Annotated in this window: 13 protein-coding genes; 4 read left to right on the top strand and 9 right to left on the bottom strand. The window is 64.1% G+C overall.

The genetic code is table 11. The annotated features are described in order from the left end of the window. Positions 1 to 61 precede the first annotated feature (61 nt). On the bottom strand, positions 62 to 403 hold the full coding sequence (locus EET13_RS01180; RefSeq protein ID WP_122440554.1) for a hypothetical protein: 342 nt from the start codon (positions 401 to 403) through the stop codon (positions 62 to 64). Positions 404 to 473: 70 nt separating this feature from the next. Next, positions 474 to 1,079, bottom strand: coding sequence for a GNAT family N-acetyltransferase (locus EET13_RS01175; RefSeq protein WP_122440553.1), 606 nt, complete (start codon positions 1,077 to 1,079; stop codon positions 474 to 476). Between the two features lie 269 nt (positions 1,080 to 1,348). Here EET13_RS01175 and EET13_RS01170 point away from each other — a divergent pair, with 269 nt between their 5' ends. Both EET13_RS01170 and EET13_RS01165 read left to right on the top strand, forming a co-directional pair. Then, a complete protein-coding gene (locus tag EET13_RS01170) occupies positions 1,349 to 1,570 on the top strand; it encodes a hypothetical protein (protein ID WP_122440552.1) in 222 nt (73 codons plus the stop codon). A gap of 191 nt (positions 1,571 to 1,761) precedes the next feature. Continuing rightward, complete coding sequence (locus EET13_RS01165) at positions 1,762 to 3,060, top strand: acyl-CoA dehydrogenase family protein (protein ID WP_211186319.1); 1,299 nt, start codon at positions 1,762 to 1,764, stop codon at positions 3,058 to 3,060. Between the two features lie 34 nt (positions 3,061 to 3,094). Here the strand turns inward: EET13_RS01165 and EET13_RS01160 are convergent, their stop codons facing one another. Both EET13_RS01160 and EET13_RS01155 read right to left on the bottom strand, forming a co-directional pair. Then, positions 3,095 to 3,550 (bottom strand): MaoC family dehydratase, encoded by a 456-nt coding sequence (locus EET13_RS01160; protein WP_122440550.1) that lies wholly within the window; start codon positions 3,548 to 3,550, stop codon positions 3,095 to 3,097. Positions 3,551 to 3,672: 122 nt separating this feature from the next. Further along, on the bottom strand, positions 3,673 to 5,859 hold the full coding sequence (locus EET13_RS01155) for a glycosyltransferase family 2 protein (RefSeq protein WP_168991207.1): 2,187 nt from the start codon (positions 5,857 to 5,859) through the stop codon (positions 3,673 to 3,675). A 640-nt stretch (positions 5,860 to 6,499) separates the two neighbouring features. On the opposite strand from EET13_RS01155, the gene ag85C reads away from it, so the two are divergent. Then, positions 6,500 to 7,495: a diacylglycerol acyltransferase/mycolyltransferase Ag85C gene (ag85C, locus tag EET13_RS01150; RefSeq protein WP_122440548.1), complete on the top strand. Its 996-nt coding sequence runs from the start codon at positions 6,500 to 6,502 to the stop codon at positions 7,493 to 7,495. A gap of 107 nt (positions 7,496 to 7,602) precedes the next feature. On the opposite strand, the gene EET13_RS01145 is transcribed toward ag85C, so the two are convergent. The 5 genes from EET13_RS01145 to EET13_RS01125 all read right to left on the bottom strand — a co-directional run bounded on the left by EET13_RS01145 (position 7,603) and on the right by EET13_RS01125 (position 13,657). Then, the gene (locus tag EET13_RS01145) at positions 7,603 to 8,289 is read right to left on the bottom strand and encodes a YoaK family protein (protein WP_122440581.1); all 687 of its coding nucleotides are present in this window, start codon (positions 8,287 to 8,289) and stop codon (positions 7,603 to 7,605) included. A gap of 95 nt (positions 8,290 to 8,384) precedes the next feature. Next, on the bottom strand, positions 8,385 to 9,743 hold the full coding sequence (locus EET13_RS01140; protein WP_122440547.1) for a maltokinase N-terminal cap-like domain-containing protein: 1,359 nt from the start codon (positions 9,741 to 9,743) through the stop codon (positions 8,385 to 8,387). 312 nt (positions 9,744 to 10,055) lie between these two features. Next, the gene (gene treS / locus EET13_RS01135; RefSeq protein ID WP_122440580.1) at positions 10,056 to 11,870 is read right to left on the bottom strand and encodes a maltose alpha-D-glucosyltransferase; all 1,815 of its coding nucleotides are present in this window, start codon (positions 11,868 to 11,870) and stop codon (positions 10,056 to 10,058) included. A gap of 108 nt (positions 11,871 to 11,978) precedes the next feature. Then, positions 11,979 to 13,052, bottom strand: coding sequence for a S1C family serine protease (locus tag EET13_RS01130; protein WP_122440546.1), 1,074 nt, complete (start codon positions 13,050 to 13,052; stop codon positions 11,979 to 11,981). A 119-nt stretch (positions 13,053 to 13,171) separates the two neighbouring features. Continuing rightward, on the bottom strand, positions 13,172 to 13,657 hold the full coding sequence (locus EET13_RS01125) for a nuclear transport factor 2 family protein (RefSeq protein ID WP_122440545.1): 486 nt from the start codon (positions 13,655 to 13,657) through the stop codon (positions 13,172 to 13,174). 80 nt (positions 13,658 to 13,737) lie between these two features. On the opposite strand from EET13_RS01125, the gene EET13_RS01120 reads away from it, so the two are divergent. Continuing rightward, on the top strand, positions 13,738 to 14,145 hold the full coding sequence (locus EET13_RS01120) for a TIGR03668 family PPOX class F420-dependent oxidoreductase (RefSeq protein WP_122440544.1): 408 nt from the start codon (positions 13,738 to 13,740) through the stop codon (positions 14,143 to 14,145). Positions 14,146 to 14,220 lie beyond the last annotated feature (75 nt).

Here is a 14,220-nt window from a genome sequence, read left to right as displayed (position 1 = left end):
CCGCACTTGGGTACCCGGCTGAGGCCATGGCAAACGGCAGGCCCGCGCCGCGGCCGGGCCGTCACTCGTCGTCGACGACCTCGAACAACGAGTCGCCATCCTCCGGCGTGCCGTCTATCTGGCCTCGATGAGCCCGCCCGGGGCCCTCCTGCTCCCACGCGCCGGATGCCATGTCGGGTTCTTCGGCAGCGAGCCGGTCATCGAGGGATTCCCCTTCGCGCTCTTCTCGCGCCGTCATACCGAACCGGTCGGCCTCACTCCAGTGCTCGGGCGGGTCGACGACGATGTCGCCGTCGTCGTTGCGCAACTCCTCGGAGTCGGTGGATTCACTCGGGTTGAGGGTATCGCCGGGACCGCCTTCCTCGGGGAAGTCCGCGGGATCGTTGAGGTCGCCGGTAGCCATTGGCACCGGTTGCCCGCACCGGTGACCCGCTAAACCGGCCCACCGAACCGGCGCGGCGGGCCCGAGCCGGTCAGCGCGGTTCTCGCCACATCGGCCACATCGGCGGCCCACCGTGCGGTAGCACGATCTCGCCGGTGACGGTGAAGCCGAAACGTTCGTAATACGGCACGTTTTCGGGTTTGGTCGACTCCAGGTAGGCCGGGCAGTACTCGGCGTCACAGCGGTCCAGCCGCGACCGCATCAAGGCCTGGCCGTAGCCCCGCCCGCGCACGCCCGGGTCGCTGCCGATGACGGCCAGGTACCAGTGCGGCTCTTCGGGATGCGCGCGTTTCATCGCCTCCTGCACCGCACGTCCGGTTGCCTGCCGAAAGCCGAACACCCGAAGGAACGCCGGGGTCATGGCCAACTCCGCCCGGCGCGTCTCGCGCCATTGATTCGGGGGGTCCCACAGGGCGGCTGCGCCGATGCCGGTGTCCTCGCAAGCCACTTCGACGCCGCCGCGCGCCAGATGATGGTGCCGGGTCATCGTCGCGAACAGCCGATAGAGGTGCTTGAGCCGGGACTTGTCGTCGGGCAGCAACCACGTCATCACCGGGTCGTCGTAGAAGGCTTGGGCCAAGGTACGGGACAGCTCTTTAATGTCGGCCTTGTGCGCTGGGCGCGCCTGCGGGGTCACCAGCTCAAACTAGTGGTAGCGCCAACGTTTCGGCCACCCGACCGCCAGGCGAGCGGCAAGCTCCGGAGGCACACCCCGCCCCTTTCCGAGCTTCCGGCCCGGTGGCGCATCCAGCCCCGCCTATCCGTCACCCCAGCGATTTCGTTAGCCCGCTTAAGCCAAAGTACTTATCTGTCAACGTGAATCGCTCCGTCGCGCATGTTTGAAAGTGACCCCGATGGGTAGCTCGGGAAAGTGACTACTAATACCGAAAGAGGGGAGGACCAACGGTGGGCACAGAAACTGGTCAGGTGACCGGCACCCGCGACAAGACCTACAACCTGATCTGGTACACCGAGCGGTGCCTGGACAACGCACTGCGGCTGGAAACTTACATCGAAGACGCCGAACGCGACGGGGACCGAGAGACGGCCGACTTGTTCCGCAAGGCGCAGTCCGACAGCCGCAAGGGTGCGGAACTAGCCAAACAGCTTCTGGCACAAAGACTCTGATCGCTAGCCGCGGCGCCCGGGCCCGGGCGCGCCAACTGCGCCCGAGGCCCTGGGCGCCGTTTTGCCCAGCGTCTCCCGTCGCCGACGGCATCATGACATGCGGATCAACGACTGGGCGCCACCACCCTTACCATGGGATAGCTCCATCAGCGATGCCGGTGCGACGCCGCGCCGGGGAACGGTTGGCGACGGTGTGGGACTTCGAAACAGAGCCGGAATATCAGGCGAAGCTCGATTGGGTCGAGAAATTCATGTTCGACGAAGTCGAACCGCTGGATCTGGTCACGCTCGACCCGTATGACAAGAAGAATCCCGAGACCATGGCCGTCCTGCGTCCATTGCAGCAACAGGTGAAGGATCAGCGGCTGTGGGCCGCGCACCTGCGGCCCGAGCTCGGCGGGCAAGGCTTCGGCCAGGTCAAACTGGCGCTGCTCAACGAGATTCTCGGGCGATCGCGGTGGGCGCCGTCGGTGTTCGGCTGTCAGGCGCCGGACTCGGGCAACGCCGAGATCCTTGCGCTCTTCGGCACCCAAGAACAGAAATCGCGCTACCTGCAACCGCTGTTGGACGGCGAGATCACGTCGTGCTATTCGATGACCGAACCACAGGGCGGTTCGGATCCCGGGTTGTTCGTGACGGCCGCAACCCGCGATAGCTCGGGCGACTGGATCATCAACGGGGAGAAGTGGTTTTCCACCAACGCCAAGCACGCATCGTTCTTCATCGTCATGGCCGTCACCAATCCCGAGGCCCACACCCACGAGAAGATGTCGCTGTTCATTGTTCCGGGCGAGACACCCGGTATCGAGATCGTGCGCAATGTCGGTGTGGGCTCGGAATCTTCCAGGCATGCCAGCCACGGCTACGTCCGCTACCACGACGTCCGGGTGCCGGCAGATCATGTGCTCGGCGGCGAGGGTCAGGCGTTCATGATCGCGCAAACCCGGCTCGGCGGCGGCCGGATCCACCACGCGATGCGGACAATTGCATTGGCGCGCAGGGCCTTCGACATGATGTGTGAGCGCGCGGTATCACGCAAGACCAGGCATGGCCGGCTGGCCGACTTCCAGATGACCCAAGAGAAGATCGCCGACAGCTGGATCCAGATCGAACAGTTCCGGCTACTGGTGCTGCGGACGGCCTGGCTGATCGACAAGCACCACGACTACCAGAAGGTGCGCCGCGACATCGCGGCGGTCAAGGTCGCGATGCCCCAGGTGCTGCATGATGTAGCCCAGCGAGCCATGCACCTGCACGGCGCGCTGGGAGTCTCCGACGAGATGCCGTTCGTCAAGATGATGGTCGGCGCCGAATCACTGGGTATCGCCGATGGGGCCACCGAGCTGCACAAGATGACGGTGGCCCGGCGCACCCTGCGCGAATACGAGCCGGTGACAACACCTTTCCCGTCGCAGCACATTCCGACCCGCCGGGCAGCGGCCGAGGCGCGATTGGCCGAGCGCCTTGAACATGCGATTGCCGAATACTGACGCCGGCACACCGCGGTTGGTGTCGGGCGCGCGCTCAGGAGATGTAGCGAACCACGCTCTCGGCCACGCACGCCGGCTTGGACGAGCCTTCGACCTCGATCGTGGTTGACACCGTCGCCTGCGCGGCTCCATTACCGAGGTCCTCGACACCGACCAGCGAACTCTGCGCCCGCACCCTGGAGCCGACGGGCACCGGCGCGGGAAAACGAACCTTGTTGAGTCCGTAATTGATTGCGAGTTTGATTCCTTTGACGGTATACATGTCATGCTGCAGCCGCGGCAGCAGCGACAGCGTCATGAAGCCGTGGGCGATCGTCTTGCCGAACGGGCCCTTGGCCGCTCGCTCCGGGTCAACGTGAATCCACTGGTGGTCGCCCGTCGCATCGGCAAACAGGTTGACGTCTTCCTGTGTGATGGTCACCCAGTCGCTCTGCCCGATGGTTTCACCGGCAGCGGCGGCCAGGTCCGCAAGTGACTCGAACGTGCGCATGGAGCTCTCCTCTGGTCGGGGGTTCGAGCATAGATCGTGTCCCCTGACCGCCGATGCGCATTACCCACCGTACGAGACGTCTGCCGCCCCCGGCGGGGAGAAACTAACCCGGGCGGACGGGGTCAGCCGCGCCGGAGAGTCAGTGGCCGCGCAGCGGCGCCATCCACCGGTGTCCAGGGCAGCTCCGCCGGTAGGCAGACTGGGCCGCGCCCCAGATTCCATGCCGATGACCGCTTAAGTCCGCGAGCGCGGGCCTGCCACGCGGCGACGGCGGTGCCGGCGACGGCCGGCTCGCCGTCAAGTTGCCGCGACGGAACTCGGCCAGCCCCGGGCAGATCCGATCTCGCGAGCGCCTCGAGCTGGGCGGCGACGCGCCGACTGACTCGCGGCTGGTCCCGCAGAATACCCAGGAAGGCGGCTTTCTCGAGCACCGCGATTTCGCACTCGCCTGTTGTCCGTACGGTCACGGCGCGGGGTTCCTCGGCGATCAAACTGAGCCCGCCGAAAAAGCTGCCCTTGCCCATGGTCCACAGACTTCGGCCACCACTGCTCGACTCGACGGTGCCATCGACAACGAAGAAGATTTCGCGCCCGGCTTCTCCCTCGTTCACCACGGTCACACCCGCCGGATAGATCTGCGTTCGCAGTGCGAGCGCCACCTGATGCTGAAACAGCGCATTCGTGCCATGAAACAGTGGAATGGAACCCAATAACGTATTGCGCAGGTTGTAGCCATCGATATGAGTCCCCTCGATCGTGGCATCGGGTTTACGAACCTGACGCCCGTAGAGCACGACGCATAGCAAGAGGTTTGCCGCTACCAGCGCAAGAGGAAGGTAGTCGACGATGCGGTTCATGGAAAACCCGGTATGCCACCCCCAGGCCGCAAGCAAGGTTATCAGCATGATCCCGGCCAGCCCGATAACGTAGGCATTCCGCCGCGGCACCTGCCACCAGTGGAGCTGGCCTTCCAGCCCCTTGGCGGTAACCCGCCAGCCTTGTTTGATGCCGACAATAAAGTTGAAGACGGCCCGCAAGGCGACCACCACTATGAACGTGTCGATCAAAAATAGGCCCGCCCAGAGGTCGTTCATTTTCTTTGAGCGCGATACGTTCAGTTCGCTGGTATAGCGCCGGTGCACCACCCAGGCAGAGATCAGTGGCGGCACCACAATCATCATGAAGGTCAAGGTGCCGACCCGGCCGGGCGGGAACACCAAATACCATAGAAGGCTGATCGGATAAAGAAGTGGGACCAACGCATAGGAAGTCACAAACGTCAGCAGGTCGATACGCTGGACCGCGGACAATCCTTTGGATTTCAGGATTGGGCGGAAATACTTGGACAGAACCTGAAAGCCTCCGTAGGCCCACCGCATCCACATGCTCTCGAGCGCATCGAGCGAACTCGGAATCCACTCACCCGTGGGTACGTCCAGGTAACGGCTGGTGTAGCCATGGCTGTAGGCGCCCACAGATTTCAGTAGGTCTTCGGTCACCACGACATTTCCACGGTATGTCTCCAGCCACCGGCCGTTGATGTCGAGCAGTGTCCGCCGCCACATCGCGTTGTGGCCGTAGAACATGGCGAACCCGCCGTGGGCACGGATCAGGTGTTCGATGCGCACCGCGTTCTGGGCGACGGCGACCGGTCCGGTCAAGCGATTGAAGTGGTCGTTGGTCGCCGTCGTGTGGAACTGGAGTACGCCGAGTCGATCGTCGTTTTCGAACTCATTGACCGCACGCGCCAGAAAATCACCGTGGAGCGGAAGTGATGAATCAACGTCTAGAAGCACAACATAGTGAGCAGCATCGATCAGCCTCTGAGCGAGATCGACGTTGCCCGGCTTCAGCCCGCCCCGCCGACGGTTGTGGCAGAACACCACGCGAATGTTGTCGACTTTCCCGGCATGCGATTCGACATACTGCCGCCACCGGATAAAGTCGATGCTGCTGGTATCGAGTGAATTATCGACGACAATGATTTCACGAGGGCCGTGGTAGGGAGCCAGGTATGCGCAGTCGAACGTCATTTTCGCCACCTCAAATGGCTCATGGTGGGAAGCGATGATGAAAGCGACACCCGGAGCATCCGCAGAACAGTCAAGCGACAGGGGCGCCTCGGGTGCCCACACTCGATGAAAGAGCATGGCTTTAGTGAAGAGCACCGCCTTGTAGATAGTGGCATAAACCGGTGCGATGGAAACACCAAGCAGCACCCACCCCGATAGGGTGCTGACGCCTTGAAGAAGCACCGCCAAACACAGCAGTGTCAGAACCAGCGTGATCGATAAAAACCAGGGGTCCACGATCGGCGCTGCCCGGCCGGCCTTTGTACTCAATAACATCCCCAAAGAAAGACGTTCCGGTTAGTTGCCAGCCGGGTTTCCAGCACCGCACCGGCAATGGCCACCGAACCTGCGATTCCCCCGAGTTGGAATAGACAATCGACATAACCCCGTGAGGAAGCGCGGTCCGTTATCAATTCGATATATGGTAGCGCAATCGCAATAGAGGTAGTGAATTCACAGTAGGCTAGGAGCGTGTTCACAGCGAACCAATAGCCAATCGTCGGCATTGGGGTGGCGACAGCTGCCGTCGTGGCATTGCGTTCGGCAGATATCCAGCAGCTATCGGCGCCAAGCGGGCAGCGCCGAGCAGGCGGTTGAAGCCCGTCCTGCGAACACCACTAACAGCGGCCCTGGCTCACGCATGAAGATGGCTCTTGGCGCCGGCCGGTACGCAGCAGGGTTGCCCAGGCGCCCAACCGATTTGACGCCAACCGGCAACAGAACCAGCCGATTACGGGCCGACGCCCAATCGTTAGCCAACCGCGATATCCCGCTACGGCGGCGACAGACCCGTCGCGACGCCCTGCTGTGTTTCACTCGCCCAAGACAGGTTCGACCGCAACATGCGGCAGACGAGAGTTGGGATGGGTTACAGGCCATGAAGTTCGTTGAAAAGCTGCGTGGCGCAGCGAAAACCATGCCCCGCCGACTGGGTGTCGCGGCTGTGGGAGCTGCCCTGTTATCCGGTGCAGTCGGAGCCGTCGGTGAAGCAGCACCCGCGGCCGCGTTCTCCCGGCCGGGACTTCCCGTTGAGTATCTGCAGGTGCCGTCGCCGTCGATGGGCCGCAACATCAAGGTTCAATTCCAGGGCGGCGGAGCGCATTCGGTCTATTTGCTGGACGGACTTCGCGCTCAGGACGACTACAGCGGCTGGGACATCAACACCCCGGCGTTCGAAGAGTTTTACCAGTCCGGCCTGTCGGTGGTCATGCCCGTCGGCGGCCAGTCCAGTTTCTACAGCGACTGGTACCAGCCTTCGCAGGGCAACGGTCAGAGTTACACCTACAAGTGGGAGACCTTCCTCACCAGGGAGATGCCCGCCTGGCTGCAGGCCAACAAGGGTCTTTCACCGATCGGCAATGCGGCGGTGGGCCTTTCGATGTCGGGTGGTTCGGCGCTGATCATGGCCGCCTACTACCCGCAGCAATTCCCGTATGCCGCCTCGTTGTCGGGGTTCCTCAACCCGTCCGAGGGCTGGTGGCCGACCTTGATCGGTCTGGCCATGAACGACTCCGGCGGATACAACGCCAACAGCATGTGGGGCCCGTCGACCGACCCGGCGTGGAAGCGCAACGACCCGATGATTCAAATTCCACGACTGGTAGCCAACAACACCCGAGTCTGGGTTTACTGCGGCAACGGCAACCCCAGCGACCTCGGTGGCGACAACATGCCCGCGAAGTTCCTCGAAGGCTTGACCCTGCGTACCAACCAAACGTTCCGTGACACCTACCTGGCCTCGGGTGGTCGCAACGGGGTGTTCAACTTCCCCACGAACGGCACGCATTCATGGCCCTACTGGAACCAGCAACTGGTTGCCATGAAGCCGGACATGTTGCAGGTGCTCAACGGGCCGACCGCCCCCGCCACGTGAAAGCCGGCTGAGACACAAAGCCAGCATCGGCAGCAGCGCACACGGCCAGCGCTGCTGCCGATGTTCGTTTTGCTCACCGGGTGCGCGCCGGCCGGTTACCGGCCGGGTCAGGACCCCTTCAACAACGCACGCCGGTCGGAGTGGAAGTAGGTGTAGCCGGTGGTGATCGCACAGACGATCGTGGCGGCCGCCAGCATCTGGGATCCGCTGACCACCAGGCTGATGACACCCCCGGCCGCGGCACCCAGGGTGAAACTTGCGTAGAGCAAGAAGTAACCCAGCCAGTCAGCCGCTTTTCCGCCGGCCAGGTGACGCTCGATGCCCTGCCCCATCTTGACCAGGGTTCCGGTCACGTAACTCAACGGCACCGACACCTCCCCGTCTTTGACGAACGACGTGTTCAATGCGCCGATTCCGAACACGATGAACAGGATGGGGACGAAATCAAGCAGGGTCTGCTCCCACCCGCCAAGCAGAATGTCCAGCGAGGTGGCCGCCACCAGGCTGAAGGTGGTCAGCACGGTGGGGCCGTGCGGATGAGCGACCCACAAATGGCGTCGACACATCGACGCAATCACCACACCGCCGACAAAACACACGATCAGCAACGACGCGGTTATCGACAGCCAAACGTCGTCGCGGAAGACGCCCAGCACGGCTCGCTGTGCATTACCGGTCATGAATGTCACGAAGTATCCGGCGGAGTGGGTGAACGCCGTAGCGCCGAGCACGCCGGCCAGCCCCGCCAGGACCCAGGACAACTTCGCTTCGCTGTCGTAAAGCTCTTTCTGCACACGAGCATGCTTCCAGAGACCGCCGGGGTCCGCAGAATTCGGCCGCGGCCGCGCCAGCTCGCACAGCCGCACCGCGCAACCGGGAAAGGCGCGATTCAGGCCGTCATTCGAGTGATCGACCGCAACGGAATCGGCAGCCATCCGGGGCGATGCCGTGCCTCGTAGCCCACCTCGTATACCGCCTTGTCGAGTTCATAGGCGGCCAACAATTGCGTCGAATCCCGTGGGTCGCTCCCCGATGCGGCCGCATAGCCTTCGCAAAAGGCGGTGCGATTGCGCTCGACCCATTCGCGGGCGCGGGCGGCCAGCTGCTTGTCGGTAGCCTGGTCCACCAGCGGCCCGTAGGCAGCGTATTCGAAGGACCGCAACACGCCGGCCACATCACGCAGCGGCGAATCCGGCGCCCGCCGCTCATCGAGCGGCTGACCGGGCTCGCCTTCGAAATCGATCAGCAGCCAGCTCTCCGGGGTTCGCAGCACCTGTCCCAGATGCAGGTCGCCGTGCACCCGCTGAACAGTGATGGTTTCGCCGGCCAGCTTCTGGATTCGCTCTTCGATCGTTGCCGCGTATTCCTCCAGCTCGGGAACCGCCGCCACGGTCGACGCCAACCGCGCCAGCACGGTCTCCACCGGGAACGGCGCCTGCGCCGTGCCCAGGTAGTCGGCCAGGGTGGCGTGCACGGACGCAACGGCCTCCCCGAGCCGGTAGGACTCGCCGGCGAAGTCGCCGCCGACTTCGTGGGCATACAAGTCGCCCTCGGCGAACAGATCACGAACGCTGGCGGTAGCCATCGCCCACCCTTCGGCGGCGTTGGACGCGAATTCGGTCACCATGCCCAGCGGAACCAGGTCAGCACCGGTTGGCGAATCGCCGGCATCCTGCCCGGCCATCTCGTAGGTCCCCAGCAACCGGGCTACGTGCGGGTTACCCGCACGGCCCAGCACCCGGTTCAATTCGATGTCGGGGTTGATGCCGATGGAGACCCGGCGAAACACCTTGAAGATTGCGCGTCGGTCGAAGATGACGCTGGTGTTGCTCTGCTCGGCGTCCGAGACGTGCGGCAACGCGTGCAGCGGCAATTCGACGTCTGGTTCTTTGGCGAATGTCACCTCCACACCGGAGGCAGCGCGGACGCCTGACGAGTCGATCAGCGACAGCAGAAACGGAGGCGCATCGGTGTCATACAGCGCGTCGTAGCCGGTCCGGTCGTCCGCGGCGCCGATGGTTGCCACGGTGCTGTACTCGGAGACCGGCGCGGCGTCCCATCCGACGATCACCTGGTAACGCTCCGCCGAACCATCGGTGTAGTCGACGTCGACCAGGACCAGGTCGAGATCGTCCTTCAGCGGGACGACGACGGCGGCTTCTGCGTGGGACAGCTCGCGGTTGCGTCCGGCGTACCACCGTTGCTGTGGCAGCCACTCAGACCAGGGCAGCTTGGCAGGCAGGGTCATCAGCGCCGCTCCTCCTCATCGCTTACGCTCTGCATCGTCGCCGGCGCGGTCATCAGCGCCGCTCCTCCTCATCGCTTACGCTCTGCATCGTCGCCGGCGCGGTCATCAGCGCCGCTCCTCCTCATCGCTTACGCTCTGCATCGTCGCCGGCGCGGTCATCAGCGCCGCTCCTCCTCATCGCTTACGCTCTGCATCGTCGCCGGCGCGGTCATCAGCGCCGCTCCTCCTCATCGCTTACGCTCTGCATCGTCGCCGGCGCGGTCATCAGCGCCGCTCCTCCTCATCGCTTACGCTCTGCATCGTCGGCGCAAGTCATGCGTTCTCCTCCGCCCTGGACAACTGGAACCAGTAAAACCCGTGTCCCGGCAGGGTCAGCAGATACGGCAGGTGGCCGATACGGGGGAATTCCACATGCCCGGTGAGCTCGATCGGTGTGTAGTTGTTCCATTGCTGCAGGTTCAGTTCGATGGGCTGGGGGAACCGCGAGAGATTGTTCACGCAGAGCACCACATCACCATCCCTGCCGTCCCGCCCATCTCCGGCATCTCTGCCCGGCGTTTCCCGAACGAAAGCCAGCACCGACGGGTTGGACCCACCCAACTCCTGGAAGGACCCGACGGCGAACGCCTGGTGGCGCCGCCGCACCGCGAGCATGGTGCGGGTCCAGTTCAACAGTGACGTCGAGGTGTCGCGCTGCGCCTCGACGTTGACCGCCTGGTAGCCGTAAACCGGATCCTGGCTCGGCGGCAGGTAGAGCCGGCCGGGGTTGGCTGTGGAGAATCCGGCGTTGCGGTCCGGTGTCCACTGCATCGGAGTCCGGACGCCGTCGCGGTCCCCCAGCCAGATCACGTCGCCCATGCCGATTTCGTCACCGTAATACAGCACCGGCGAACCAGGCAGCGACAGCAGCACCGCGTTGAACAACTGGATCTGGTCGCGGTCGTTATCCAGCAGTGGCGCCAGCCGGCGGCGGATGCCGACATTGGCCTTCATCCGCGGGTCCTTGGCGTACTCGGCGTACATGTAGTCGCGCTCTTCGTCGGTGACCATCTCCAGCGTCAGCTCGTCGTGATTGCGCAAGAAGATCCCCCATTGCGCCATATCGGGTATCGGCGGCGTCTGCGCCAGGATTTCTGAGATCGGAAACCGCGACTCGCGCCGCACGGCCATGAAAATGCGCGGCATCAGCGGGAAGTGAAAGGCCATGTGACATTCGTCGCCGCCGGTGCTGGCGTCGCCGAAGTACTCGACGACGTCGGCCGGCCACTGATTGGCCTCGGCCAGCAGCACCCGGCCCGGGAATTCGTCGTCGACCACCTTGCGGACGCGCTTGAGGAAGGCATGTGTCTCGGGCAGGTTCTCGCAGTTGGTGCCCTCACGTTCGAAGAGGTAGGGCACCGCATCCAGCCGGAACCCGTCGATGCCCAGGCCCAGCCAGAAGCGCATGACGTCGATCATCGCCTCTTGGACCGCCGGGTTGTCGTAATTGAGGTCCGGCTGGTGGGAGAAGAAGCGGTGCCAGTAGAACTGACGGCGCACCGGGTCGAATGTCCAGTTCGATTCCTCGGTGTCGACGAAGATGATTCGCGCGTCGGTGTACTTCTGGCTGGTATCGCTCCACACGTAGTAGTCGCCGTACGGGCCGTCGGGGTCGCGGCGGGACTCCTGGAACCACGGATGGGATTCCGAGGTGTGATTCATCACCAGGTCGGTGATCACCCGGATGCCGCGGCGGTGGGCGGCATCGACCAGGGCGACAAAGTCGTCGACGGTGCCGAAGTCGGGCAACACCTTGTAGAAGTCGCGGATGTCATAGCCGCCGTCACGCAGCGGTGAGTCATAGAACGGGGGCAGCCAGATGCAGTCGATGCCCAGCCACTGCAGGTAGTCCAGCCGATCCAGCAGCCCTCGCAGATCACCCGAGCCGTCTGCGCTGGAATCGTAGAAAGCCCGAACCAGGACCTCATAGAAGACGGCATGCTTGAACCACGTCGGGTCGGCAGGAAGCGCGGCGGCATTGCCGAAATCCTTGGCATCGGGGTGCTCGACCACACCCCCTTCGACATGGCTGCCCTCGGCGGGATGGTGCGAAGGATCGTGCCGCGGGGCTTCTCTCGCGTCGTTCATCAACTCCACGATGCCACGAGTACCCGAGGCGGAACTTCGGGAACCATGCGGGCAATCACTGCCGGCGCAACCGAATTGACCTGCCGACAGTGATCATCGCCGCGTAGATCAGGCTGGCGGCCCTTCCGCCAGCGTCACGTTTTCGGTACGCGCAACCCCCGACTTGGACAGCCAGCTGATCGAGACGACGTCTCCGGGATGGTGCCCGTTGAGCACATCCGACAAGGCGGTGGCCGAGCTGATCGCGACGCCGTCGACAGCGGTGACCACGTCACCGTTGGAGATGCCGATCGACGCGGCGGGTGCGGTCCCCACCACTCGCTGAACCCGGGCGCCGTTGCCGTTGTTGTCGACGACACCCAGGCCGAGGAAGGCGGTGGGCCCGACGTGCACCGTGGGCGAGCCGCCTCCGGAGCGGATCTGGTTGGCGATCGCCATCGCCTGGCCGATCGGAATCGCAAAGCCCTGGCCGCCCTGCGACAGCTGGAAGTTGTCGGAGGCGGCCGTGTTGATGCCGACCACCTGGCCTTGGTTGTTGACGATCGGACCACCCGAATCACCGGGCCGGATCGCGGCGTCGACCTGGATCAGCCCGTTGAGTGTCTCTTCGGCGCCGGTGAGCGCGTCCGAGGCCTGCACGGTCTGGTTGAGAGCGACCACCCGGCCCGGCACCGCGCGGGGGGTTCCGCCCTGGCCCCCGGTGTTGCCCAGCGCGACGATAGGTTCGCCGATCGAGACGCCGTCGCCGATCGCGGCGGTCGGCAGACCGCCTGCTCCGCGCAACTGCAGCACCGCGATGTCCTGGGTGCGGTCGTAGCCGACCACGTCGACGCCGTAGGTCTGGCCGTTGCCGACGTCGAATGCGCTGATGTCAGTAGCGCCCGAGATCACGTGGTTGTTGGTCAGCACGACGCCGTTGGGGTCGATGACGATGCCGGTGCCGGCTCCCACCGCGTTGTTGTAGCCCAGCTTGGTGTTGATGTTGACGACCTGCGGCCCTACCTGGCCGACCAGCGCCGACGGGTCGAGCGGCAGCGCCGGGTAGTCGGCGAAGCGATCCAGCGCGAATGTGGACGGCCCCGCGGCCGCGGGCGCCGGCGGTGTGGCCAAACCCAACCCGAGCACAGCCACTACGGCCACCAACCATGACCACCTCAACGGGCGGTGGCGTTTTTTGCTCATCCCGTAACCTCCTGCGTCGGGGGAAGAAGCTGAATTGTCCCAGCCTTTAGGTCCGGGCAGCACAACGCAGCACAACTTTGTCTACATCACCGTAGTCCAAATACCCACCTCAGCAGGTCTCAAGACTCCGGGCGGCCGAATTTGCGAATCTCTTCCGCGGCCGGCGCAATGCCATAACTCAGATGGTGACTGATATCACCAACCATGTCGATCAGGGTCAGGTCGCGGTAGGAAAAACGCCAGGTGCCCTCGACGCATTCGAACCGGTCGTGGTAACGGCCCGCGACGATAGTCTGCAGCGGAAAATCCTCGGTCTGCTGCAGCACGGTGTAGTAACTGCGGCACTGCGCCGTTTCCGAACGCCCGTCGATCTCGATGATCGGATTACTGACCAGGTGCTTGGTTCGGGGTGTCCCGTCGCGATAGAAAACGATCAACGACTTCCAGATGCTCAGCAGCCCCGCCGCATCGATGGTGTCGCTGCCGGCAGCGTCGATCCGGATGCGTGCGTGCTCGAAGAGCGCGGCCGCCCCTTCCAGATCGCCGGCGTCGATGCACTCGGCATAGCGGTACAGGAGATTGGCGATCTGCGTCTCCGCCGGCATGAGGTAACGGTAGCCCGCACACCGGGATTTTCGTGGCGGCCGGCCCGAGCCGGGCGGCGGCCGGGCACTAGGCTGAGCCGGTGGGCGAATTCGATCCGAAAGCCGCCTTCACACACTCCCCGGTAGCGCGCTTGGCAACCATTACGCCCGAGGGCGCCCCGCACTTGGTGCCGGTGGTTTTCGCGGTGGACCAAGACCTCGTTTTCACCGCCGTCGACGCGAAGCCCAAGACCACCCAGCGCCTGCAGCGTCTCAGCAACATCGAGAGCAATCCGCACGCCAGCCTGCTCGTCGACCATTACGACGACGACTGGACCCGGTTGTGGTGGGTCCGGGCCGACGGAGACGCCGCAATCCATCGCGACGGCGCGGCCATGCGCACCGGATATCGGCTGTTGCGCATGAAATATGCCCAATACCAATCGGTTTCGCTGAACGGGCCGGTTGTCACCGTGTCGGTGCGGCGCTGGTCCAGCTGGCATGCTTGACCCCGCTAGCGCACCGGCCACACTGGTAGCGCCCGGGCGAGGCCGGCGCGACCGTCAGATGCACTAGCGCCCTTC

This window comes from Mycobacterium attenuatum, from assembly GCF_900566085.1.
In the GTDB taxonomy this organism is placed as follows: domain Bacteria; phylum Actinomycetota; class Actinomycetes; order Mycobacteriales; family Mycobacteriaceae; genus Mycobacterium; species Mycobacterium attenuatum.
This window is presented reverse-complemented; position numbering and strand designations above follow the sequence as displayed.